Genomic DNA, 22,105 nt, shown 5'->3' with positions numbered 1-22,105 from the left:
TCGCAGCCCCTTGCCCTGCTCCGCAGGAGTCCGATTCCTCCCCCGCCTGAAGGCGAGGGTCTCCTCGGAGGTATCCGATGAACGCCCATTCCGCGGTCTGCCACGCGGACTGGGCGATTCGGCCGGAGGCTGAATCGGAGACGCCCGTCGCCTTCGCGATGCAGTGCACCACCTGTGGCATGGCTTCCGACCTCGACGCCGACTTCGAGGTCGCACACGGCTGGGCCTTGGACCACGTCGGCCGCAACCCCACCCACACCGGTTACCGGGAGGTCATCAATCGCCACTGGTGCGCCACGGTGGTGAGGTGAGCATCCGCTCAGCGCAACAGGCGTGACGGTCGGAGGCGGGCGAGCTCTCATGGGTCCGCCCGCCCATGACCGCCACCGGAAAACCCTTGGACGTGTGCGCCCGGTGTGGTTAGCCTGCACGCATGTCCAGTCCCGAGGCGTCCAGACTCTAGCCACCGGTCTCCGGTGGCTCTTTGTGCTGTTGCGTTGAAGCTCCGCGGCCAAGTGCGGCCGTCGGCAATGTCTTCCGCGACCCCTGCCACCGGATCGATCGCCGTAGTGCGGACTGTTTTCACCCTCCACTCTTCACTTGGGCCGTGTTGATCTGCCGGTCCTTGATCTGGTTGCGGAGCTTTGCTGTGCCCTTCGCTCTTTACATGCTCGGCCTTGCGGTGTTCGCGCAGGGGACGTCCGAGTTCATGCTGTCCGGACTGGTGCCGGACATCGCATCCGATATGCAGGTGTCCGTCCCCGTCGCGGGAATGCTGACCTCGGCGTTCGCGGTGGGAATGGTCGTTGGTGCGCCGTTGATGGCGATGCTGAGCCGGCGCTGGTCGCGGCGTCGGGCGTTGCTGGTCTTTCTGGTCGCGTTCCTGGTGGTGCACATTCTCGGTGCGGTCACCACCAGCTTTGGGGTGCTGCTGGCCACCCGGGTCGTCGGGGCGTTGGCCAACGCCGGTTTCCTGGCCGTGGGGTTGGCGACCGCGACCGGGATGGTGGCGCCGGATGCCAAGGGGCGGGCCACCTCCGTGCTGCTCGGTGGTGTCACGCTGGCCTGTGTGGCGGGTGTTCCCGCCGGGGCGCTGCTCGGTCAGCTGTGGGGGTGGCGCTCGGCGTTCTGGGCGGTGGCCGTGGTGTCGGTGCCTGCCGTGGTGGCGATTCTGTGGTCGGTGCCGGGTGGTGCTCCCGGGCGTGAGGGCGCGGGTGTGCGGGGGGAGTTGCGGGCGCTGCGCGAGCCACGGTTGGCGGTGACGTTGTTGCTGGGTGCCCTGGTGAACGGGGCCACGTTCTGTGCGTTTACCTATCTGGCCCCGTTGGCGACCGATGTCGCGGGGGTCGGGTCCCGGTGGGTGCCGGTGGTGCTGGCGCTGTTCGGGGTGGGGTCGTTCATCGGGGTCACGGCCGGCGGCCGGATGGCCGATGTGCGGCCCGGGCAACTTCTGGTGTTCGGCGGGGCGTTGCTGCTGCTCGGCTGGGTGGTGTTCGCGGTGGCCGCCGGGAATCCGGTGGTGGCGCTGGTACTCGTCTTCGTCCAGGGAGCGCTTTCGTTCGGCGTCGGATCGACCCTGATCGCGCAGGTGCTGTATGCGGCGACCGAGGCGCCGACCCTGGGCGGGGCATTTGCCACGGCCGCCTTCAATGTGGGCGCGGCGGTGGGGCCTTCGTGCGGTGGGCTCGCCATCGGGGCGGGGCTGGGCTATCGCTCGCCGCTGTGGGTCAGCGCGTTGCTGGTGAGCTTCGCGCTCGCGACAGTGGGAGCGACGCGCAGGTCCGCCGTCAGGCACTGAGCGGGAACGCCTCGCCGAGCTCCCGGAACATGGCCGTATTGAGGGCGAAGGCGCGCTTGCACTCGGCGATGACCTGCTGCTTCTCCAGGTCGTCCAGGGGCAGCGCGTCCAGCAGCTCGCGGTAGGCGCGCTTGAAGGCGGCGGGGTTCCCTATGGACTCGAAGACATAGAAGCGGACTCCGTCGCCCTTGCGGGCGAAGCCCCAGGTCTTCTCGGCGGTGCCGCGGATGATCTGGCCGCCGGAGAGGTCGCCCAGGTAGCGGGTGTAGTGGTGGGCGACATAGCCGGCGGTCCAGGTGCGGGCGCACTCCTCGATGCGGGCCGCATAGGCCCTGGTGGCGGGCAGTGGGGTGAGGCCGGTGTGCCAGTCAGGGCCGCCGAGATGGGTGAGGTCGCGCTCGAGCTGTTCGGTGCGGGCCAGTTCGGGGCGGATGAAGGGGCCGGCCACGGGGTCGGCCGCGAGGGCGGCGGAGGCGGACTCCAAGGCCTGGTAGACGAACCAGAGTTGCTCGGTGTAGCGGCGGTAGGCGGCGACCCCGAGTCTGCCGCCGAGCATGTCGCTCATGAACGACGAGTTCTCGGCTTCCGTGTGCTGCTCATGCGAGGCCGTGCGGATGAGCGTGGAGAACGGTGTCGTGACGGGCGAGTCCAAGGCGGACCTCCGGTGACGGAAGGGCGGAAAGGGAACGAGAGGGCCGGCGCAAGGCCGTGGGTGCCCGGGGAGCACCCGCCGATTCTCTCTAGTTAGGCTTACCTAAGTCAATTGCTTCCCGACGTGCTGTCGGGAAAACCTTACCGCCCCGGCCCGCCCTACGGCAGGGTGAGGATCTCCGCCCCCGTCCCGGTCACCACCAGAGTGTGCTCGAACTGCGCCGTCCGCTTGCGGTCCTTGGTGACGACCGTCCAGCCGTCCTCCCACATGTCGTATTCATGCGTCCCCAGCGTGAGCATCGGCTCGATGGTGAAGGTCATGCCGGGCTGGATGAGGGTGTCGTGATGCGGACTGTCGTAGTGCGGGACGATCAGGCCGGAGTGGAACGAGGAGTTGATGCCATGGCCGGTGAAGTCGCGCACCACGCCATAGCCGAAGCGCTTGGCGTAGGACTCGATGACCCGGCCGATGATGTTGATGCGACGGCCCGGCTTGACCGCCTTGATGGCCCGGTCGAGCGCCTCCCGGGTCCGCTCCACCAGCAGCCGGGACTCCTCGTCCACCGCTCCGCAGAGATAGGTGGCGTTGTTGTCGCCGTGCACGCCGCCGATGAAGGCCGTCACATCGAGATTGACGATGTCACCGTCGCGCAACACGGTCGAGTCGGGGATGCCATGACAGATCACCTCGTTGACCGAGGAGCACAGCGACTTGGGGAAGCCGCGGTAGCCGAGCGTGGAGGGATAGGCGCCGTGGTCGCACATGAACTCGTGCGCGACCCGGTCCAGCTCGTCCGTCGTCACGCCCGGGGCGATGTGCTTGGCGGCCTCCGCCATCGCCTGCGCGGCGATGCGGCCCGCGATGCGCATGCGCTCGATCGTTTCGGCGTCCTGCGCCTCGGGTCCGCTGTACGGGGTCGGGGCCTCCTTGCCGACGTACTCGGGCCGCGGGATGGAGGCGGGAACGGGGCGGGCGGGAGAGAGTCTCCCCGGGGTGAGAAGCGACTGGCCAGACATGTCAGCGAGTGTAGTCAGCGTCCATCGGGGAGCATGTGGGCGAGAGCACGGTGTGAGGAGATCGCGGATGGCACTGTTCAAGCGGCGTACGGCCGGCAAGCCCGGCGAGTGGTACTACTGCCTGAAGCACCAGACGGTCGAGGAGGGCCCGGAATGCCGGGCCGCCGACCGCTTCGGCCCGTACGGCACCCGCGAGGAGGCCGAGCATGCGATGGACACCGCGCGGGAACGGGATTCCGCGTGGCGGGAAGACCCACGGTGGAACGATGACGGGGGCGCCCCGGGCCGGGAAGATTAGGACGCCTCGGCTACCCCCGGTGCCCGCGGCGGCGTGCAGTGCCAGGGCCGGCAGCCCCACCGAGGCGACACGGGCCGGCCCGCCCGCTCACACCGCCGGCGGAACAGTCCGCTCACCAGCGGTCCGGGGGCGGTGCCAGCAGTTCGTCCGCGAGCCGGGAGAGCCGGTCGCGGAAGCGGCGGCCGGGCCGGGCAAGCTCCCCGGCGGCGGCGCTGACCAGGTGCTGGACGAGCTCGAGGTCGAGCTCCGCCGAGTCGGGCACGGACAGTGCGTCATGGGCGAGCGAACGCACCTCGGAGCGCGCTCCGCCCAGCGCGAGCACGGTCGCCCCGCCCCGCCGGACCTCGTACACCCGCTCCAGCAGCTCTTCCCCCAGCGGTGGACCGGTCTGCTCCACCACCAGCACGGTCTCGCCCTGCCGCGCCGCCGCCAGCCGGCCGAGCCCGACCGCCAGGTGGGCCGGGGCGCCGGGCGGCACCCGGTGGCGGACCAGGGTGGGGGAGAGCTCCGGCAGCCCGGACCGGGCGGCCTCCTCGTCCAGGTGGGCGGCCAGGTGCCAGGGCTCGTACTCGGCCGTCCCGATGAGCAGCAGCCCCCCGCCGTGCGCGGTGACCGACTTCCGCAGCGCCCCCGCGAACCGGCGGGTGGCCCGCGGCCACTCCGTTCCGGCCAGCGCCTCGCGCACCAGCGCGACCTGTGCGGCGTCCATGGCGCCCCATCGTGCCGCAGCCGCCGGGGACGGGAACCGGGCCGGGCCCGGTCTCACCCGTTCGGGAATGACGGCCGGGTGCGTGACAGTATCGCTGGCATGACATCTTCTGCCGAACCGACGAAGGCCGCCGACCCAACCAAGGCCCCCGCAAAGGACCCTTGGGCTCTCCCCGATGTTTCCGGCCTGGTCGTCGGAGTACTCGGGGGCACCGGCGACCAGGGGCGCGGTCTCGCCTACCGGCTGGCGAAGGCGGGCCAGCGAGTGATCATCGGCTCGCGGGCCGCCGAGCGGGCCCGAACCGCCGCGGCCGAACTCGGCCTCGGCGTCGAGGGCGCGGCGAACGCCGAGTGTGCCCGGCGCAGCGACATCGTGATCGTCGCGGTGCCCTGGGAGGGGCATGGCAAGACCCTTGAGGCGCTGCGCGAGGAGCTCGCCGGGAAGCTGGTCGTCGACTGCGTCAACCCGCTGGGCTTCGACAAGCAGGGCGCCTACGCCCTCAAGCCCGCCGAGGGCAGCGCCGCCCAGCAGGCCGCCGCCCTGCTGCCGGACTCCCGGGTCACGGCCGCCTTCCACCACCTGTCCGCGGTGCTGCTCTCCGACCCCGGGGTCGCGGAGATCAACACCGATGTGATGGTGCTGGGCGAGAAGCGGGCCGACACCGACCTCGTCCAGGCGCTGGCCGCCCGCATCCCCGGCATGCGCGGCGTCTTCGCGGGCCGGCTGCGCAACGCCCACCAGGTGGAGTCGCTGGTCGCCAACCTCATTTCGGTCAACCGCCGCTACCGGGCGCACGCGGGGCTGCGCATCACCGACGTGTAGGCGCGGGAAGGGCATGGGGGACAATGGCCCGGATCGTCCGTACCGCGTCCCCGACAGGAGCCGCCCCCATGCCCCGCCTCGCTCTCTACGCCCTCGCCGTCTGTGTCCTGGCGGCCGCCGCGGCCGTCCTCTCCTTCGTGCGGGGCAGCTGGCTGGGTGTGGTGTGGGTCCTGCTGGCCGGCCTCTCGTCCAACATGGCCTGGTACTACCTGCGCAAGGCGAAGAACGACCGGGCCGCCGTCAGCCGGTGAACTGGAAGTAGTCCAGCGTCGAGGTCGGGACGTGCTCCGGGGTGCTCCAGAAGCGGAACAGCTCGTGGCCCCAGGCGACCTCCCAGTCGGATACGCCCAGGGACCGCAGCACCGCGTGGATCATGTCGAAGAAGGCCCCGTTGACCTCCGGGATCCACAGGAAGCCGAAGACCGCGAGCAGTCCGAACGGGGCGAACGGCTCGACCTGTTGGCGCAGCCTGGGGGACAGCCAGGGCTCGATGATCCCGTAGCCGTCCAGACCCGGCACCGGCAGCAGGTTGAGGATCGCCGCCGACACCTGGAGCAGCGCCATGAAGGCCAGCGCGAAGCGGACGTCGAACGGCACTCCGTCCAGTGCGTCCAGCCAGAACGGCGCGGAGACGATGACCGCGAACAGCACATTGGTCAGCGGGCCCGCCGCCGAGATCAGGCTGTGCTTCCAGCGGCCGCGGATGCGGTGCCGCTCGATGAAGACCGCGCCGCCCGGCAGACCGATCCCGCCCATGATCACGAAGATCACCGGCAGCACCACGCTCAGCACGGCGTGCGTATAGGCGAGCGGGTTGAGGGTCAGATATCCCTTCGCCCCGATCGAGATGTCCCCGCCGTGCAGGGCGGTGCGCGCGTGCGCGTACTCGTGCAGACAGAGCGAGACGATCCAGCCGGAGACGATGAACAGGAAGACGGCGAAGCCGGCGCTTGCCGAGTTCTTCGTCCACACCGCCCAGAAGGAGACCGCCATGATGGCGACGAGGGCGAGGAAGACGGGGCTCACGCGCCGCTCGCCGCGGGTCGCGTCGGGTGCCATAGGTGTGTGCTCCTGGATGTGGTCTGCCGGAGGGCCCCGGATACGGACGGTCCCGGGCGACGGTACTTGGTCACGGCCCGGATGTCGTAACGCCGGGGGAGAATGACCCGGTGCGCTATGGCATTCTCGGCACCACCCAGGCCCATACCGGCGACGGCCGCCCCACCGCCCTCGGCGGTGCCCGGCTGCGCGCCCTGCTCGCCGCGCTCGCCCTGCACCCGGGGCGCGGCCGGACGGCCCGGGCGTTGATCGACGAGGTCTGGGCCGGTGAACCCCCGGCCGATGCGGCGGGCGCGCTGCAGGCGCTCGTCGCCCGGCTGCGGAAGGCGCTCGGGCGGGACGCCATCGCCTCCATGGTCGACGGCTACCGGCTGAGCGCCGAGCCGGAGGACGTCGATGCGCACCGGTTCCGGCGGCTCGCCGACGAGGGCGCGCGGGTGCTCGCGGGCGGCGAGGCGGCCCGGGCCGCGGACCTGCTCGACGAGGCCCTCGCCCTGTGGCGCGGCCCGGCCCTCGCCGACCTCCCCGACCGGGCGGAGCGGGCGGCCCGGCTGGAGGCCCGCCGGCTGGAGGCCCGCCGGGACCGCCTCACCGCCGCCGTCGCTCTCGGCCACGCCGACCGGGTGCTGCCCGAGCTGGCCGAGCTGTGCGCGGACCACCCGCTGGACGAGCCCCTGCAGGCCCTCCGGCTGCGCGCGCTGCGCGCCGCGGGCCGCCCGGCCCAGGCCCTTGCCGCGTACGAGGAGATACGCACGGCGCTGGCCGAGCGGCTGGGCGCCGACCCGGGCCCGGAGCTGCGCGCCCTGCACACACAGCTGCTGGCCGCCGAGCCCCCCGCCGCGCCCGCCCCCGACGGCGTCCCCCGCGCCCCGGCCCGGGGCAACCTCCGGGCGCGGCTCACCTCCTTCGTCGGGCGGGAGGCCGACCTCGCCCGGATCCGCGCGGACCTGGCCGGGCACCGGCTGGTCACCCTGCTCGGCCCCGGCGGGGCCGGCAAGACGCGGCTGTCCCAGGAGGCCGCCGAGGCGGCCGCCGGCGGTGCGGGCGCCTGGCCGGACGGGGTCTGGTTCGCCGAGCTGGCACCCGTCGAGGACGCGGACACCGTGCCCGAGACGGTGCTGACCGCCCTGGGCGCACGCGAGACGGTCGTCCGGGGCGCCACCGAGGGGCTGCGGGCCGCCTCCGACCCCACCGCCTCCGACCCGCTGGCCCGGCTCGCCGAGCACTGCGGACCGCGCCGCATGCTGCTCGTCCTCGACAACTGCGAGCACCTGGTCGACGCCGCCGCCCACCTCGCCGAGACGCTGCTCACCCACTGCCCCGGTGTCACCGTGCTCGCCACCAGCCGCGAACCCCTCGCCGTGCCGGGCGAGTTGGTGCGGCCGGTGGAGCCACTGCCCGACCCGGTCGCGCTGCGGCTGCTCGCCGACCGGGGCGCGGCCGCCCGGCCCGGCTTCCGGATCGACGACGACCCCGAGGCCTGCGCGGAGATCTGCCGCCGCCTGGACGGGCTGCCGCTGGCCATCGAACTCGCCGCCGCCCGGCTGCGGTCGCTCACCCCGCGCGGCATCGCCGACCGCCTGGACGACCGCTTCCGGCTGCTCACCTCCGGCAGCCGCACCGTGCTGCCCCGCCAGCAGACGCTGCGCGCGGTCGTCGACTGGTCCTGGGAGCTGCTCACCGCGGCCGAGCGCGCCGTACTGCGCAGACTGTCCGTCTTCGCGGGCGGCTGCGACCTGGCCGCCGCCGAAGAGGTCTGCGCGGAGGGTGCGCTGGACACCCGGGAAGTGGCGCCACTGGTCGGCTCGCTGGTCGACAAGTCGCTGGTGGTGGCCGCGCCGGACGACATGGGCGAGATGCGCTACCGGCTGCTGGAGACCGTGGCCGAGTATGCCGCCGAGCGGCTGGACGAGGCCGGTGAACGGGCCGGGGCGGAGCGGCGGCACCTGGTCCACTACCGCGAACTGGCCCGCAGGGCCGAGCCGTTGCTGCGCGGACCGGAACAGCGGGCCTGGCTGGAGCGGCTGGAGCGGGAGCACGACAATCTGCGCGCCGCCCTGCGGCATGCGGTCGCGGCGCGCGACGAGCAGGAGGCGCTGTGCCTGGTGCTGTCCCTGGGCTGGTTCTGGCAGCTGCGGGGCCGCACGGTGGACGCCCGTACCTGGGCGAAGGCCGTGGCCGAACTGGGCCCGGACCCCTTCGCGGAACCCGTGCCGCCCGCCCCGCCGTTGTATGAGCGGTGCATCGACGCCCCGCCGCCGATGCGGCCCGAGCTCCTGGCGGAGGCCCGGCGCGGGGTGTGGCTGGTCTGGCTGACGAACATCGAGACCGATATGAGGGTGTTCACCTCGCCGGAGATGCAGGAGAAGATGCGCGGCGTCGTCGCCGCCTACGCCCCGGGGCAGCCGCAGAACTGCCGGCTGCCGGCCCTGCTGTGGGTCCATGCGAGGCTGCTCACTGCCGACTTCGAGCACCTCAGGGCAGACCTGGACACGATCATCGGGCTCTGCCGCGAGCTCGGCTGGGAGTGGGAACTGGCCTACCACCTCGGGCAGCGCAGCAAGATGTCCCATGAGGTGCTGGGCGAGGCCGAGCGGGCCCGGCTGGACGCGGATGAGAGCCTGGAGATCTTCCGCCGGATCGGCGACGCCTGGGGCGTCGCCGAGGCACTGGCGGGGCGCGGCGAAGGCCGGGAGCGCCGGGGCGAGTTCGCGGCGGCGGCCGAGGACTACCAGGCGGCCATCGACAGCGCACGGGCCCTGGGCGCGAACGCCCAGGTGCCGCTGTTGCGCACCAAACTCGTCCAGATGCTGGTGGAATGCGGGGCCATCGGGGTGGCGGAGAGCGAACGGATGCTTCGCGAGGCGTTGGCCGAGGCGGACGGGGGCGTCCCCGAGGCCGACTTCCTCATCCGGGTCAACCTCGGCATCACCGTCGCCCTGGCCGGCCGGTATGCGGAGGCACGGGAGATGTTCGCCTTGCTGCGGCAGCAGTTCGAGGACCGGCATATCCAGTTGTTCCAGGGCATGATGCTCGGGCTGCTGGCCTGGCTGGACGTCATGGAGGGCCGCCCGGCCGATGCCCTGCCCAAGATGCGCGAGGCCCTGGTCAAGGTCGATGACCCGCTGTCGGTCTTTGTGGGAGTGCATCTGCCGGCGCTGCAGCTGCTGAACGCGGCCCTCGCCCATGCCGAAATAGGCGGCGACCGGCATGGGCTGTGCGCGGCCCGGCTGCTGGGCGCCTCCGCGGCGCTGCGCCCGGCCGTTCAGCACGAGCAGTCGCTGGAGCAGGAGATCAGGGAACGCGCCGGGCGCGGGGCGCGGGCGGCGCTCGGTGACCGGGCCTATGAACGTGCGTACGCCGAGGGCGGCCGCCTCTCCCTGGTGGAGGCGACCGCCCTCGTGTGAGGCGGCATCCGGCGCCGAGCTCAGCCCTTCTTGCGGAACTTGGCGACCGCCAGCGGGGCCGTCACCGCGGTGATGCCCACCGACCAGGCCAGGGTCAGCCAGATCGAGTGACTCAGCGCGTGGGCCCCCGGATCGCCGCTGATCAGGCCGCGGGCCGCGTCCGCGAGGTTGGCCAGCGGGTTGTAGTCGGTGAAGTGCTGGAGCCACCCCGGCATGGTCCTGGTGGGCACGAACACCGAACTGGCGAACTGCATCGGCATCATGATCATCATGCCGACGCCCTGGACGGCCTGGGCGGTCTTCATGGTCAGTCCTACCAGCATGAAGATCCACATCAGCGAGGTGCCGAAGGCCACGCTCAGCGCCACGGCCGCGAGCAGTTCGGGTACCGAGGTCTTGAGCTCGAGCCCCAGGGCGAAACCTATGGCCAGCTGGAAGACCGCCGCGACCAGCATCCGGCCGACCTCCGTCACGATCTTGGCGATCAGCACCGAGGACCGGGCTATCGGCATGGTCCGGAACCGGTCCATCACCCCTTTCCGGAAGTCCTCGTTGATCCCGGCGCCCACCGCCGTGGAGAGCTGGAGACCGGACATTGCCAGCAGGCCGGGTATCAGGTAGCCGAGGTAGTCATCGCGGTGGCCGGGGAACATCGCACCGCCGAAGACATACACAAACATCAGGGTGAAGATCAGCGGCATCAGGACCACGTCGGCCATGGACTCCGGGTCCTGGCGGATCTGGAGCAGGTTGCGGCGGACCAGTGCGCCGATGTGCCGCAGGTGGGAGCGGGGGCCGATCCGGGGGTCCGCGGCGCGAACCGGGGTGAGCGGGGCTTCTGCGGTTGCCGTGGTCATGCCGCGACCTCCTGGAGGGTGCCGGTGTGCTGGTCCCCGGCCGAGGACTTCTGGCCGGTGATCGCCAGGAAGACCTCGTCCAGGCTGGGCAGATGGGTGCTGATCCCGGCGATGGTGAAGCCGCGGGCGGACAACATGCCCATGACGGCGGTCAGTTGCTGGTCGCTGAGGATCGGGACGTTCACCAGGCCCTCGGCCCGGTCCACCGCGGCCCCGGCGGCCCCGTCCAGTCCGGCCTGGGCCAACGCCCCGGCCAGCCGGGCCAGTTCGGCCGGGTCCGCGGGGCGGATCTGCAGGGTGCGGCCGCCCACCCTCGCCTTCAGCTCGTCGATCCGGCCGCCGGCCGTCACCCGGCCCCGGTCGATGACCACCAGCTCACCGGCCAGCTGCTCGGCCTCCTCCATGTACTGGGTGGTGAGCAGCACCGTGGCGCCCTCCCGGACCAGCAGCCGGACCTCGGCCCACACCTCGTTGCGGGTGCGCGGATCCAGGCCGGTGGTGGGTTCGTCGAGGTAGAGCACGGCCGGGCGGGCGATCATGGAGGCGGCCAGGTCCAGGCGGCGGCGCATACCGCCGGAGTACTGCCCGGCGGGCCGCTTGGCGGCCTCGGTGAGCGAGAAGCGCTCCAGCAGTTCGTCCGCGCGCCGCCGGGCGTCCTTGCGGGAGAGGTCGAGCAACCGGCCGATCATATAGAGGTTTTCAAAGCCTGCGAGCTTCTCGTCCACGGAAGCGTACTGACCGGTGAGCCCGATCACCCGGCGCAGCTGCCGGGGCTGGGTGAGTACGTCATAGCCCGCGACGCGGGCGGTGCCGGAGTCCGGGCGGATCAGGGTGGACAGGACTCGCACCAGGGTGGTCTTGCCGGCGCCGTTGGGGCCGAGCACACCGAGCACGGTGCCCTCGGCCACCTCCAGGTCCACGCCGTCCAGGGCCTTGGTCGGGCCGTAGTGCTTGACCAGGCCTCGGACCTGGACGGCGAGGTCGTCGCCGCGGCTGTCTTTTCGGGTCATGCGGATGACGGTCCCAGCCGTCACCGACAACCCGCCGACAGCCGCCGACAGCCTGCCGACGAAGTCGTCAGTGGAAGCTGTGCTCCTCGGCCGGGTACGCCCCGCCGACCACATCCTCGGCGTACCCCTTGGCCGCATCGCCCAGCACCTCGCGCAGCCGCGCGTACTGCTTGACGAAGCGCGGCAGCCGGCCGCCCGTCAGCCCGGCCATGTCCGTCCACACCAGCACCTGCGCATCGCACTGCGCGCCCGCGCCGATGCCGACCGTCGGAATGTGCAGGGTGCGGGTGGCCTCCGCGGCCAGCTCGGCGGGGACCAGCTCCAGCACCACCGCGAACGCGCCCGCGTCCTGTACGGCCTTGGCGTCGCGCAGCAGCTGCTGGGCCGCCTCCTCGCCGCGCCCCTGTACCGGGTAGCCGCCGAAGGCGTTGACGGACTGCGGGGTGAGGCCGATGTGGGCCATGACCGGGATTCCGGCCTGGACCAGCAGCTCGATCTGGTGGGCGGAACGCTCGCCGCCCTCCAGCTTGATCGCGCCGACGCCCGCCTCCTTCACCAGCCGGGTGGCGTTGCGCAGCGCCTGTACGGCGCCCTCCTGGTACGCGCCGAAGGGCAGGTCGGCGACGATCAGGGCGCGCTTGGTGCCCCGTACCACGGCGGCCGAGAGGAAGGTGATCTCGTCCATGGTGACCGGCACCGTGGACTCATAGCCGAGGTGACAGTTGCCCATCGAGTCGCCGACCAGCAGGGCGGGGATGCCCGACTCGTCGAAGACGGAGGCGGTCATCGCGTCATAGGCGGTGAGCATGGGCCACTTCTCGCCGCGCCCCTTGGCGGCGGCGATGTCGCGGACGGTGATGCGCCGGGAGCCTGCTCCGCCGTACAGCGCCTTGCTGCTGTCGGGGGTTTTCACGGCATGCGTCATTGCACTCGCTCCTGTGCTGTCGTCTCGGGGCGCCCTCACGGCGTCCCCGGATCACCTCCATGCTGACACGGTCCGCAACGGCGGGGAAGGCGCCTCCGGGGCGTTCTCATCGTAAAATATTTCCGATACGAGACGGTTCCGTTTCGGAACTGACCTATGGTGATCGGCATGACATCGACTCCTGCCCCCGCTCCCGACCGGCGGGTTCCCGAAGCCGTCCACAGAAGGCGCTGGGCGATCCTCACCGTCCTGCTGTTCAGCCTGCTCGTCGTGGTGCTGGACAACTCGATCCTCAATGTGGCGATGAAGACCATCGCCCTGCCCGGCCCCACGGGGCTCGGGGCCACCCAGAGCCAGCTGGAATGGGCGATCAACTCCTACACGCTGGTCTTCGCCGGAATACTCTTCACCGCCGGTCTGCTGGGCGACCGGCTGGGGCGCAAGAAGATCCTGCTCTTCGGCATGGCCGTGTTCGGCATCGGCTCGGTGCTCTCCGCGCTGGCGGGCTCGCCCGGTGAACTGATCACCTTCCGTGCGGTGATGGGCTTCGGCGGCGCGTTTGTGATGCCCGCGACGCTCGCCATCATCATGAACGTCTTCGAGCGCGAGGAGCAGCCCAAGGCGATCGGCATATGGGCCGGAGCGGTCGGCCTGGCGGTCGCCATCGGCCCGATCACCGGCGGCATCCTGCTGCAGCACTTCTGGTGGGGCTCGGTCTTCCTGGTCAACGTCCCGATCGTGATCGCCGGACTGATCGCCATGGTGGCGCTGGTGCCCGACTCCAAGGACCCCAAGCCGGGCCGCCTCGACCCGGTCGGCGTGCTGCTGTCGGTGGTCGGGCTGGTGCTGCTGGTGTACGGCATCATCAAGGGCGGCCAGCTCGCCGACTTCACCGAGCCGGAGGTCTTCGGCACGGTCGGCGGCGGTCTGCTCGTCCTGCTGCTGTTCGTGCTCTACGAGCGGCGCACCGACCATCCGGCCATCGACGTACGGTACTTCCGCAACCCGGCCTTCTCGGCCGCCGTCTCCTCCATCTCGCTGGTCTTCTTCTCGCTGATGGGCGTGACCTTCTTCATCGTCTTCTACACCCAGAGCGTGCGCGGCTACACCCCGCTGCAGAGCGGGCTGTTGCTGCTGCCGCTCGCCGTCGCCCAGATGACCTTCGCACCGCGCGCCCGGCTGGTCGTCAACCGGTTCGGCACCAAGGCGGTATGCGCCGCGGGCATGTTGGTGATCGCCGCCACCATGGCGGGCTTCCTACTGCTCGAGCGGGACACCCCGATCTGGGTGCTGGAGGTGCTGTTCTTCCTCCAGGGCACGGGGATGGCACACATCATGACGCCCGCCACCGTCTCGATCATGCAGTCGCTGCCGCGTGAGAAGGCCGGTTCCGGATCCGCGGTGAACAACACCTTCCGGCAGGTCGGCGGGGCGATCGGGGTCGCCGTGCTGGGCTCGGTGCTCTCCACCACCTATCGCAACGGCATCTCCGGCAAGCTCGACGCCGTCCCCGGCCTGCCCGACTCCGTCCGGCACGCGGCGGGCGAGTCCATCGAGGCCACCCTCAACGCGGCCGACCGGATCGGCCCGCAGGGCAAGGCGCTCGTCGGCCCGGCCGATGCCGCCTTCCTGCACGCCATGCACGTCACCGCCCTGGGCTCCGCGGGCGTCGCACTGCTGGGCGCGATCGTCGTGATCCTCTTCCTGCCCGGCAAGAAGGCCGCCCCCGCACCGGCGGGCGCGGTGCACCCCGGCGCGGAGCGGGAACAGACGGGAGCGGACGCATGACCGGCACCAGGGCGGCGTCGGTAGCCGGGCAGCAGCGCGGCCGGCCCCGTAGCGCCGCGGTCGACTCCGCCGTCATCGAGACCGTGCTGCGGCTGCTCGAGGAGGGCGTCACCATCGCCGAGCTGTCGATGGAGCGCATCGCCCGCGAGGCGGGAGTCGGCAAGGCCACCGTCTACCGGCGCTGGGACAACAAGGAGGCGCTGATGCTCGATGTGCTGCGCTCCCTGGATGTCATCCGCACCCCCGAGCTCCCGGGCACCTCGGTGCGCGACGACCTCGTCCAGCTGCTGCAGTTCATGCGCCGCCGGGTGCTGGCCAAGCGGTCGTCCGCACTGCTGCGGGTGGTCATGGCCCAGGTCCAGGCGCACCCGCGGCTCTGGCAGGAGTACCACGACACGGTCGTCGCCGCCCGCCGCGAGGCGTGCTACCAGGTGCTGCGGCGGGGCATGGCCGAGGGCGAGATCCGCCCCGACCTGGACCTCGAGCTCTTCCTCGACCTGATGGTCGGCCCGATGCTCACCCGGTCGATCCTGCACGAGTGGCGGGAGCTGCCCGAGGAGCTGCCCGGGCAGATCGTCGACACCCTGCTGAGGGGGGCCCGGCCGGCGGAGTATCCGCCCGGTCGCTGAACGTCCCGATTGTGCTCGTTGTGTCACAGCAGGCCGCATGGGCCGGCTGGCCGGAACCCGCTCCGGCCGGCCGCCCGTCCTTATCCCCGACGCCTCCCCACCGATCGGGAGGCTTCGGGCAAGCCCCACCCCGCGACGATCACTCATGGTCAGTGATCACCTATCGTCGGGTGACGGGACAGCGGACGACTGAATGAGGACAGCGGATGCCGCAGGCGTACACGGAGGAGCCGGGCCGCGGGGGAGCCGCCTCGGAGCGGCCCGGCTCCGGGGTCCGGCGCTTCCTGGGCCGCCGGCAGGGGCCGGGCCTCTGGCGGCGCGGGCTGGTCGTCGCGGCGCTCGCCGTGCTGCTGGGCCTGCTGATGCTGCTGCATGCCGAGATCCCCAACCGGGTCGGCAACCTCGGCAGCCTCGCCGAGACCTTTCTGCCATGGTTCGGCCTGTTCATCCCCGTGCTGCTGATCCTGGCCCTGGTGCGCCGCTCGGCCACCGCCCTGATCGCCCTGCTGCTGCCCGCGGTGGTCTGGGTCAACCTCTTCGGCGGACTGCTCACCGGCAAGTCCCACTCGGGTGGCAACTTCATGTTCGTCAGCCACAACGTCAACGCGGATAACCCAGACCCCACGCACACCGCCAAGTCGGTGGCCGCCTCGGGCGCCGATGTGGTGGCGCTGGAGGAGCTCAAGCCGGAGGCCGCTCCGCTGTACGAGCGGGCGCTCGCGAGCAGCTACCCGTACCACTCGGTGCAGGGCACCGTCGGTGTGTGGAGCAAGCATCCGCTGCGGGACGTCCGGCCGGTGGACATCAAGATGGGCTGGACCCGCGCACTGCGCGCCACCGTCGGTACGCCGCAGGGCCCGGTGGCCGTCTATGTGGCACATCTGCCGTCGGTGCGGGTGAAGTTCAACGCGGGCTTCACGGCCGGGCAGCGCGACAACAGCGCGGCGGCGCTGGGCGAGGCCATCTCCCGTGAGCAGATCAAGCGGGTGGTCCTGCTCGGTGACCTCAACGGCACCATGAACGACCGGTCGTTGGCGCCCGTCACCTCCCAACTCCGCTCCGCGCAGGGGGCGGCCGGGGACGGCTTCGGGTTCAGCTGGCCGGCGAGCTTCCCGATGGCGCGGATCGACCAGATCATGGTGCGCGGGATGACCCCGGCGTCGGCGTGGACGCTGCCGGACACCGGAAGCGACCACCTGCCGGTGGCGGCGCGGGTCGGGCTGTGAGCCCGCCCGCCCCGGTGGTCAGTTCGTCTCCCGCCACCGGTTGGTGATCGGCAGCCGCCGGTCCTTGCCGAAGCCCTTCGCCGAGATCTTGGTGCCCGGCGGGTACTGCCGCCGCTTGTACTCCGCCGTGTCGACCAGCCGCAGCACCCGGGTGACCAGCTCCCCGTCGAAGCCCGCCGCGACGATCGCGGCGCGTCCCTGGTCGCGGTCGACGTAGAGCTCCAGGATCCGGTCCAGCACGTCGTAGTCCGGCAGGGAGTCCGTGTCCACCTGGCCGGGGCGCAGTTCGGCGCTCGGGGGCTTGGTGATGGAGTTCTCCGGGATGGGCGGGGTCTCGCCGCGCTCCGCGGCGGAGCGGTTGCGCCACTTGGCGAGGCGGAAGATGCCGGTCTTGTAGACGTCCTTGATCGGGCCGTAGGCGCCGACCGAGTCTCCGTAGAGGGTGGAATAGCCGCAGGCCAGTTCGGACTTGTTGCCCGGGGCCAGCACGATGTGGCCCTCCTGGTTGGAGATCGCCATCAGCATGGTGCCGCGCAGCCGCGACTGGAGGTTCTCCTCGGCGAGGCCGGTCAGCCCCAGCGCTCCCATATAGGCGTCGAACATGGGGGAGATGGGCACCGTGCGGAAGTTGAGACCGGTGCGGCGGGCCAGTTCCTCGGCGTCGGCGATGGAGTGGTCCGAGGAGTAGCGGGACGGCATGGCCACCCCGTAGGTGTTCTCGGCGCCGACCGCGTCACAGGCGATGGCGGCGACCAGGGCGGAGTCGATGCCGCCGGAGAGCCCTATGAGCACGCTGCGGAAGCCGTTCTTGACGACATAGGCGCGCAGGCCCGTCACCAGTGCCTGGTAGACCTCCGCGTCGTCGTCGAGGTGCTCGGTGACGCCACCGGGGAACCGGGGCCGGTACGCGGGGAGGGGGTCGGCGGAGACGGTGACATGGTCGATGCGCAGGCCGTCGTCCACGGTGCCGGACGGGGGCTCGGCGGGGGCGGCCGGGAGGTCGAGGTCGACCAGGACGCACTGTTCCTCGAACTGCGCCGCGCGGGCGATGACTTCGCCGTCGCGGTCCACGACGATGGTGTCGCCGTCGAAGACCAGCTCGTCCTGGCCGCCGGTGGTGGCGAGGTAGGCGGTGGTGCAGCCGGCTTCCTGGGCGCGCTTGCGCACCAGCTCCAGGCGGGTGTCGTCCTTCTCGCGCTCATACGGGGAGGCGTTGACCGAGATCAGCAGTCCGGCGCCGGCGGAGCGGGTGGCGGGTACCCGGCCGCCGTCCTGCCAGAGGTCCTCGCAGATGGCGAGGGCGACATCCACACCGTGCACCCGGACCACCGGCATGGTGTCCCCGGGCACGAAGTAGCGGAACTCGTCGAACACGCCGTAGTTGGGCAGGTGGTGCTTGGCGAAGGTCAGTACCGCTGCGCCGCGGTGCAGCACGGCGGCGGCGTTGAGCGGGGCGCCCGCGGGGCGGCCGAGGCGGGGCGTGGCCTCCTCGCTGCGGTCCAGATAGCCGACGATCACCGGCAGCTCGCCCAGGCCTTCGGCCTGGAGCCGCTCGGCGAGGCCGCTCAGCGCGGCCCGGCTGGCCTCGACGAAGGAGGAGCGCAGGGCCAGGTCCTCGACCGGGTAGCCGGTCAGCACCATCTCCGGGAAAACCACCAGATGCGCGCCCCGCTCGGCGGAGTGGCGGGTCCAGCGGAGGATGGATTCCGCGTTCTCGGCGATGCCGCCGACGGTGGAGTCGATCTGGTTCAGGGCGAGACGAAGTTGGGCCACGCCACCAGGGTAACCGTCACTCTGACGAGATCGAAGAGCCGGGGATGTGTGAGTGCCGCCACCGTTATGAATACGGGGTTCCGGATTCCATCGGACGAGGGTGCTGACATTCCCCTGACAAGCTGGCACATTCTTGTGAGAAACTTTGCCGTCCGACCGTGGCTTTTCCGGCCATGGTCGGCTGACATCCAGCCAGTAAGCCAGCCGAGGAGTTTTGTTGACCACGCCGCCGCAGTGGGGCCAGCCTTCCCCCGACGATTCGTATCCGCAGCAGGGTGGATATCCCCAGCAGGGTGGGTACCCGCAGCAGGGCGGATATCCCCAGCAGGGCGGATACCCGCAGCAGGACGGATACGGATACCCCCAGCAGCCTGCCGCCGGTTACCCGGTTCCGGCCGCCCAGGGTGGTTACCCGGCTCCGGCTCCGGCCGGATACGGCCTGGCCATGAAGCGCCGTAACCCCTTCGCTGTCTGGCTCGGTCTGACGCTGATCACTCTCGGCATCTACTTCTACGTCTGGTACTACAAGATCCACAAGGAGATGGCGGAGTTCGACAGCCGCCGTCAGATCAATCCGGCCGGCAGCGTGCTGGTGATGATATTCGGCGGATTCCTGATCCTCCCCCCGTTCTTTTCCGTGTTCAACACCGGCAAGCGCATTGCCAATGCCCAGCGGGCCGCCGGTCTGGAGCCCAGCTGCAGCGCCGGTATCGGCCTGCTGCTGGTGTTCCTGCTGGGCACCTACCCGCTCTACTACCAGAGCGAGTTGAACAAGATCGTCGACCACTACAACCAGGTCGAGCCGGGCACCCAGATCCCGCTGGCCGTCTGAGCGGCCGAGCAGGCCCGGGGCCCATACCGTTCGCGGTACGGGCCCCGGCCTCGTGCCGGGCGCGGGGAACTGCGCGACCAGCCACAACGCGCCCGCAGATGATGTGCTCGACCCCAGCGGAGCGCTTACGCGCGGTAGCCGAGGATCGTCATCATCCCGGCCTCCGAGTGATAGACGTTGTGGCAGTGGATCATCCACAGCCCCGGGTTGTCGGCGTCGAAATCGACCTCCAGCCGCTTGCCCGGCAACACCATCGCGGTGTCCTTGCGCGGCCCGCCGCCGGGCAGCGCAAAGGTGTGACCGTGCAGGTGCATCGGGTGCCACATGGTGGTCTCGTTGACGAACGCGAGCCGGACCCGCTCGCCCGCCACCACCGGGTAGCGCTGTGCGGGCGCGTACTTCCGGCCGTTGATCGCCCAGTCGTACTTCGCCATGGAACCCGTGAGCCTGAGCGTGACCGTACGGTCCGGGCCGCGGTCCGCGAGCCGGACACCGGGGCCGGCCCGGAGCCGGTCCGCCGTCAGCGGGGTGCTCGCCAGCTCCCGGGGACGCACCTGCGCGCCGGGTGCCGAGCCGCCGCCGGTGCGCAACAGCGCCAGCGCCGTCCGCTGCTTGCCCTCGGCCAGCGCGACCAGCGGGAAGACCCCGTCCTCGACCTCCACCAGCACGTCGTACCGCTCGCCCATGCCCAGCAGCAGAGAGTCGGTCTCCCGGTGCTCGACCGGGTGGCCGTCGGTGTGGGTGACGGTCATCCGGTGGCCGCCCAGGGCCACCCGGAAGGCGGTGTCGCCACCCGCATTGAGCAGGCGGATCCGGACCCGGTCGCCGGGCTTGGCGGCAAAGGTCTGCGGGGCGTCCGGCGTACGGCCGTTGACCAGGTAGTACGGGTAGGCCACATCGCCCGCGTCACCGCCCAGCAGCGGACTGGTGGCGCCCATCAGCATCCGCGACGGGCCGGAGGGCATGGGCCCGCCGGAGGCCGTCGGCGCCTTGGACATCATCGACATGCCGCCCATGCCATGGTGCATTCCGCCCATGCCGCCCATGTCGTCCCCGCCCATGCCCTTGCTCAGCTCCGCCAGCACCGCGTCCGGGGTGCTGCCGTCCACCCCGTCCACCCAGTCGTCCAGGACGACGACCCACTCCTTGTCGTACCGCAGCGGCTCCTTGGGATCCTCCACGATCAGCGGTGCATACAGCCCCCGGTCCTGCTGCACCCCCGAGTGCGGATGGAACCAGTGGGTGCCGGGACGCCCGACCGCGAAGCGGTAGTCGAACGACGCCCCCGGCCGGATGCTCCGCTGGCTGACGCCCGGCACCCCGTCCATGTCATTGCGCAACGCCAGCCCGTGCCAGTGCACGGAGGTCGGTTCGGGCAGATGGTTGGCGAGGGAGAGCGCGAGCGTGTCGCCCGCGGTGACCCGGATCTCCCGGCCGGGCAGGGCGTCGCCATATGCCCAGGACGAGACCGTGCGGCCGCCGAGGTCGAGCCGGGCCTCGGTGGCGGTCAGCCGGACCTTGCGAACCGGGCCGGTACCGCGCTTCGCCTCCGCGGCCGCGACCTCCTTCCCGTCCGGGGAGACATAGCCGGCGCCGGATTCCCCGGACCCCTCGGATCCCTGGGAACAGGCGGCCAGCAGACCGCCGGTGGCCGTGGCGACGGCGGCGCCGAGCACGGCGCGGCGAGTGGTTGTGCGCATGGGTGAGTGCACCTCGATGGTGTCGATGGCGTGTGTGTACGGGGAGCGCGGGACGCGCGCCCCCTATACGCGCAGCACCGACAACCGGGCGAGGGCCTGGTGCACCGGCGGCGGAAACGGCCACAACGCATGGACGAACCAGGCGCGGGCCGCCACGGCCTCGACGACCGGACGGCGCAGGGCCGCCAGGGCGAGCAGCAGGACGACGATCTCCCAGCCCGCGCCCAGCACGGCGAGACAGACGGACGAGGGATCGAGGCCGTCGTGCGGCGGGGGAGTGGCGTGTGATCCGCCGAGGGCCGGCGCCGCCATCGGCATGGTGTGGGCCGCCGGGGCGGCGGCTTGGTGTGGTGCCCCGCCATGCCCGCCGGGGTGGCCGAGCGTGTGCATGGTCACGATGCCCAGCAGCAGCGCGGCGAGCAGCAGCAGACGACCGCACCGAGCGGTGGCCTCCCGCCGTCCGCCCATCGCACACCTCTCCCCGGCCCGGAAATCTCCCGGCACCCTACCCCCTCGGGGTATCCGGCCTCCAGGTGGATGTGCGCGGACCGGGCCCAAGGCCCTATAGCGCTCCCGGCGTCGACTAGCTTGGCGTCTGACGAAGGGGGATGCGCATGAGATCCGAACACCCGAGAGCCGGACACCGCCCACCAGGGCGCATGCTGCGCATCGGCGGGGTACCCCTGCATGTGCTGTGCGAGGGCTCCGGGCCGGTGTGCGTACTGAGCGCGGGCCTCGGCATGAGCTGGTTCGACTGGGAACCCGTCATGCCGCTGCTCACCCCGCACCGCACTGTTGTGCGGTTCGACCGCCCCGGCCTCGGATTCAGCGCCCCCGCCACCGTGCCGCCCACCGTCACCGACGAGGCGGACCGGATCGCGGGCGTCCTCGACGCCCTCGGGCTGTACGGACCGGCGACGGTCGTCGGCCACTCGCTGGCCGGCTTCCACGCCGAGGCCTTCGCCCGGCTCCACCCCGAGCGCACGGCGGGACTTGTCCTGGTCGACGGCAGCGTCGAGGAGAATCCCCGCCCGGCCCCCGCCCGCGAACTGCGCACCGCCGCCGCCCGCGCCCGCGGCCTGGCCTTCGCCGCCGCCGGACTGCCCCGCGCCCTGGGCCCCACCGTGCGCCGGCTCACCGTCCGGGCCTCCTCCGTCAAGGGCCAGGACCCGGCCCCCGCCGAGCTGGTGCGCCGCACCTATGGCACCGGCCGGGTGGTGCGCGCCGTCCTCATGGAGAACGCCCGCTACCGCGATGTCGCCGCCGAGCTGGCAGAACTGCGCACCGAGCGCTCCCTGCCGCCGGTGCCGGTCACCGTGCTCGCCGCCTCCCCCGGCAGCGGCTCCTGGCTGGAACGCCGCTGGCTCCAGCGCCAACGCGCCCTCGCCGACCGCCTCGACGGCCGCTTCGAGGCCGTCGCCCCGGCCGGGCACCTGCTGATGTACGACCGGCCGCAGGCCATCGCGGCGGCGGTGCTGGCGATGCCCTTCATACGGGCGTGACCGCATACGGGCGTGACCGCAGATGGGCAGGACGGCCCCGGCTTGACGGCTTGACCCTGACCTGACGTCAGGCCCGAGAGTGGGCGCCGACGAAAGGGATCT

At 71.5% G+C, this 22,105-nt stretch carries 21 protein-coding genes; 11 read left to right on the top strand and 10 right to left on the bottom strand.

Annotation, left to right across the window (positions count from 1 at the left end):
* The first annotated feature begins 77 nt into the window (after nucleotides 1–77).
* A complete protein-coding gene (locus ABCR83_RS27025) occupies nucleotides 78–311 on the top strand; it encodes a DUF7848 domain-containing protein (RefSeq protein ID WP_462697814.1) in 234 nt (77 codons plus the stop codon).
* A 338-nt stretch (nucleotides 312–649) separates the two neighbouring features.
* Nucleotides 650–1,798: a Cmx/CmrA family chloramphenicol efflux MFS transporter gene (locus ABCR83_RS27020; RefSeq protein WP_462697813.1), complete on the top strand. Its 1,149-nt coding sequence runs from the start codon at nucleotides 650–652 to the stop codon at nucleotides 1,796–1,798.
* Here the strand turns inward: ABCR83_RS27020 and ABCR83_RS27015 are convergent.
* Together ABCR83_RS27015 and map are read right to left on the bottom strand one after the other, a co-directional pair.
* Nucleotides 1,788–2,450 carry a biliverdin-producing heme oxygenase gene (locus tag ABCR83_RS27015; RefSeq protein WP_462697812.1) on the bottom strand — a complete coding sequence of 221 codons (663 nt, stop codon included), beginning with the start codon at nucleotides 2,448–2,450 and terminating at the stop codon, nucleotides 1,788–1,790. The two genes, ABCR83_RS27020 and ABCR83_RS27015, sit on opposite strands and share 11 nt — an antisense overlap.
* 158 nt (nucleotides 2,451–2,608) lie before the next feature.
* Complete coding sequence (map, locus tag ABCR83_RS27010) at nucleotides 2,609–3,466, bottom strand: type I methionyl aminopeptidase (RefSeq protein ID WP_462697811.1); 858 nt, start codon at nucleotides 3,464–3,466, stop codon at nucleotides 2,609–2,611.
* 67 nt (nucleotides 3,467–3,533) lie between these two features.
* On the opposite strand from map, the gene ABCR83_RS27005 reads away from it, so the two are divergent.
* The gene (locus ABCR83_RS27005) at nucleotides 3,534–3,764 is read left to right on the top strand and encodes a hypothetical protein (RefSeq protein WP_462697810.1); all 231 of its coding nucleotides are present in this window, start codon (nucleotides 3,534–3,536) and stop codon (nucleotides 3,762–3,764) included.
* A gap of 112 nt (nucleotides 3,765–3,876) precedes the next feature.
* Here the strand turns inward: ABCR83_RS27005 and ABCR83_RS27000 are convergent, their stop codons facing one another.
* Nucleotides 3,877–4,473 (bottom strand): hypothetical protein, encoded by a 597-nt coding sequence (locus tag ABCR83_RS27000; RefSeq protein WP_462697809.1) that lies wholly within the window; start codon nucleotides 4,471–4,473, stop codon nucleotides 3,877–3,879.
* Between the two features lie 99 nt (nucleotides 4,474–4,572).
* Between ABCR83_RS27000 and npdG the strand changes: the two genes are divergently transcribed.
* Together npdG and ABCR83_RS26990 are read left to right on the top strand one after the other, a co-directional pair.
* The gene (npdG, locus tag ABCR83_RS26995) at nucleotides 4,573–5,295 is read left to right on the top strand and encodes an NADPH-dependent F420 reductase (protein ID WP_462697808.1); all 723 of its coding nucleotides are present in this window, start codon (nucleotides 4,573–4,575) and stop codon (nucleotides 5,293–5,295) included.
* 68 nt (nucleotides 5,296–5,363) lie between these two features.
* On the top strand, nucleotides 5,364–5,546 hold the full coding sequence (locus tag ABCR83_RS26990; protein WP_462697807.1) for a hypothetical protein: 183 nt from the start codon (nucleotides 5,364–5,366) through the stop codon (nucleotides 5,544–5,546).
* Here the strand turns inward: ABCR83_RS26990 and ABCR83_RS26985 are convergent.
* Complete coding sequence (locus ABCR83_RS26985; RefSeq protein WP_462697806.1) at nucleotides 5,536–6,354, bottom strand: site-2 protease family protein; 819 nt, start codon at nucleotides 6,352–6,354, stop codon at nucleotides 5,536–5,538. The genes ABCR83_RS26990 and ABCR83_RS26985 overlap by 11 nt on opposite strands.
* A gap of 110 nt (nucleotides 6,355–6,464) precedes the next feature.
* Between ABCR83_RS26985 and ABCR83_RS26980 the strand changes: the two genes are divergently transcribed.
* Nucleotides 6,465–9,761, top strand: a complete 3,297-nt coding sequence (locus tag ABCR83_RS26980) for a BTAD domain-containing putative transcriptional regulator (RefSeq protein WP_462697805.1) — start codon at nucleotides 6,465–6,467, stop codon at nucleotides 9,759–9,761.
* 20 nt (nucleotides 9,762–9,781) lie between these two features.
* Here the strand turns inward: ABCR83_RS26980 and ABCR83_RS26975 are convergent, their stop codons facing one another.
* From ABCR83_RS26975 to panB, 3 genes are all read right to left on the bottom strand, one after another.
* A complete protein-coding gene (locus tag ABCR83_RS26975) occupies nucleotides 9,782–10,618 on the bottom strand; it encodes an ABC transporter permease (protein ID WP_462697804.1) in 837 nt (278 codons plus the stop codon).
* Nucleotides 10,615–11,628, bottom strand: a complete 1,014-nt coding sequence (locus ABCR83_RS26970) for an ATP-binding cassette domain-containing protein (RefSeq protein ID WP_462697803.1) — start codon at nucleotides 11,626–11,628, stop codon at nucleotides 10,615–10,617. The genes ABCR83_RS26975 and ABCR83_RS26970 overlap by 4 nt, the downstream gene beginning before the upstream one ends.
* Nucleotides 11,629–11,695: 67 nt before the next feature.
* Complete coding sequence (gene panB / locus ABCR83_RS26965; RefSeq protein WP_462697802.1) at nucleotides 11,696–12,553, bottom strand: 3-methyl-2-oxobutanoate hydroxymethyltransferase; 858 nt, start codon at nucleotides 12,551–12,553, stop codon at nucleotides 11,696–11,698.
* Between the two features lie 168 nt (nucleotides 12,554–12,721).
* On the opposite strand from panB, the gene ABCR83_RS26960 reads away from it, so the two are divergent.
* The 3 genes from ABCR83_RS26960 (at nucleotide 12,722) to ABCR83_RS26950 (ending at nucleotide 16,196) form a co-directional block, all read left to right on the top strand.
* Nucleotides 12,722–14,341: an MFS transporter gene (locus ABCR83_RS26960; protein WP_462697801.1), complete on the top strand. Its 1,620-nt coding sequence runs from the start codon at nucleotides 12,722–12,724 to the stop codon at nucleotides 14,339–14,341.
* A complete protein-coding gene (locus ABCR83_RS26955) occupies nucleotides 14,338–14,970 on the top strand; it encodes a TetR/AcrR family transcriptional regulator (protein WP_462697800.1) in 633 nt (210 codons plus the stop codon). Before ABCR83_RS26960 ends, ABCR83_RS26955 begins: the two co-directional genes overlap by 4 nt.
* 206 nt (nucleotides 14,971–15,176) lie before the next feature.
* Complete coding sequence (locus ABCR83_RS26950; RefSeq protein WP_462697799.1) at nucleotides 15,177–16,196, top strand: endonuclease/exonuclease/phosphatase family protein; 1,020 nt, start codon at nucleotides 15,177–15,179, stop codon at nucleotides 16,194–16,196.
* A gap of 18 nt (nucleotides 16,197–16,214) precedes the next feature.
* Here ABCR83_RS26950 and ABCR83_RS26945 read toward each other — a convergent pair whose 3' ends face one another.
* Nucleotides 16,215–17,969 (bottom strand): NAD+ synthase, encoded by a 1,755-nt coding sequence (locus ABCR83_RS26945; RefSeq protein ID WP_462697798.1) that lies wholly within the window; start codon nucleotides 17,967–17,969, stop codon nucleotides 16,215–16,217.
* A gap of 217 nt (nucleotides 17,970–18,186) precedes the next feature.
* On the opposite strand from ABCR83_RS26945, the gene ABCR83_RS26940 reads away from it, so the two are divergent.
* Complete coding sequence (locus ABCR83_RS26940) at nucleotides 18,187–18,801, top strand: DUF4234 domain-containing protein (protein WP_462697797.1); 615 nt, start codon at nucleotides 18,187–18,189, stop codon at nucleotides 18,799–18,801.
* Nucleotides 18,802–18,926: 125 nt separating this feature from the next.
* Here the strand turns inward: ABCR83_RS26940 and ABCR83_RS26935 are convergent, their stop codons facing one another.
* Together ABCR83_RS26935 and ABCR83_RS26930 are read right to left on the bottom strand one after the other, a co-directional pair.
* Nucleotides 18,927–20,501, bottom strand: a complete 1,575-nt coding sequence (locus ABCR83_RS26935) for a multicopper oxidase family protein (protein ID WP_462697796.1) — start codon at nucleotides 20,499–20,501, stop codon at nucleotides 18,927–18,929.
* 63 nt (nucleotides 20,502–20,564) lie between these two features.
* Nucleotides 20,565–20,969 (bottom strand): hypothetical protein, encoded by a 405-nt coding sequence (locus ABCR83_RS26930; RefSeq protein WP_462697795.1) that lies wholly within the window; start codon nucleotides 20,967–20,969, stop codon nucleotides 20,565–20,567.
* A 146-nt stretch (nucleotides 20,970–21,115) separates the two neighbouring features.
* Between ABCR83_RS26930 and ABCR83_RS26925 the strand changes: the two genes are divergently transcribed.
* Nucleotides 21,116–22,003: an alpha/beta fold hydrolase gene (locus ABCR83_RS26925; RefSeq protein ID WP_462697794.1), complete on the top strand. Its 888-nt coding sequence runs from the start codon at nucleotides 21,116–21,118 to the stop codon at nucleotides 22,001–22,003.
* The last annotated feature ends 102 nt before the right edge of the window (nucleotides 22,004–22,105 follow it).

It is taken from the genome of Streptomyces xingningensis (assembly GCF_054957865.1).
This window is presented reverse-complemented; position numbering and strand designations above follow the sequence as displayed.

What these genes read in the sequence shown, in the direction of transcription:
- ABCR83_RS26930 (WP_462697795.1), bottom strand. Translation starts at nt 20,969, where the DNA reads ATGGGCGGACGGCGGGAGGCCACCGCTCGGTGCGGTCGTCTGCTGCTG.
- ABCR83_RS27000 (WP_462697809.1), bottom strand. Translation starts at nt 4,473, where the DNA reads ATGGACGCCGCACAGGTCGCGCTGGTGCGCGAGGCGCTGGCCGGAACG.
- ABCR83_RS26990 (WP_462697807.1), top strand. Translation starts at nt 5,364, where the DNA reads ATGCCCCGCCTCGCTCTCTACGCCCTCGCCGTCTGTGTCCTGGCGGCC.
- ABCR83_RS26985 (WP_462697806.1), bottom strand. Translation starts at nt 6,354, where the DNA reads ATGGCACCCGACGCGACCCGCGGCGAGCGGCGCGTGAGCCCCGTCTTC.
- ABCR83_RS26935 (WP_462697796.1), bottom strand. Translation starts at nt 20,501, where the DNA reads ATGCGCACAACCACTCGCCGCGCCGTGCTCGGCGCCGCCGTCGCCACG.
- ABCR83_RS26950 (WP_462697799.1), top strand. Translation starts at nt 15,177, where the DNA reads ATGCCGCAGGCGTACACGGAGGAGCCGGGCCGCGGGGGAGCCGCCTCG.
- ABCR83_RS26925 (WP_462697794.1), top strand. Translation starts at nt 21,116, where the DNA reads ATGAGATCCGAACACCCGAGAGCCGGACACCGCCCACCAGGGCGCATG.
- ABCR83_RS26975 (WP_462697804.1), bottom strand. Translation starts at nt 10,618, where the DNA reads ATGACCACGGCAACCGCAGAAGCCCCGCTCACCCCGGTTCGCGCCGCG.
- ABCR83_RS27025 (WP_462697814.1), top strand. Translation starts at nt 78, where the DNA reads ATGAACGCCCATTCCGCGGTCTGCCACGCGGACTGGGCGATTCGGCCG.
- panB (WP_462697802.1), bottom strand. Translation starts at nt 12,553, where the DNA reads ATGACGCATGCCGTGAAAACCCCCGACAGCAGCAAGGCGCTGTACGGC.
- ABCR83_RS26955 (WP_462697800.1), top strand. Translation starts at nt 14,338, where the DNA reads ATGACCGGCACCAGGGCGGCGTCGGTAGCCGGGCAGCAGCGCGGCCGG.
- ABCR83_RS26960 (WP_462697801.1), top strand. Translation starts at nt 12,722, where the DNA reads ATGACATCGACTCCTGCCCCCGCTCCCGACCGGCGGGTTCCCGAAGCC.
- map (WP_462697811.1), bottom strand. Translation starts at nt 3,466, where the DNA reads ATGTCTGGCCAGTCGCTTCTCACCCCGGGGAGACTCTCTCCCGCCCGC.
- npdG (WP_462697808.1), top strand. Translation starts at nt 4,573, where the DNA reads ATGACATCTTCTGCCGAACCGACGAAGGCCGCCGACCCAACCAAGGCC.
- ABCR83_RS27005 (WP_462697810.1), top strand. Translation starts at nt 3,534, where the DNA reads ATGGCACTGTTCAAGCGGCGTACGGCCGGCAAGCCCGGCGAGTGGTAC.
- ABCR83_RS26970 (WP_462697803.1), bottom strand. Translation starts at nt 11,628, where the DNA reads ATGACCCGAAAAGACAGCCGCGGCGACGACCTCGCCGTCCAGGTCCGA.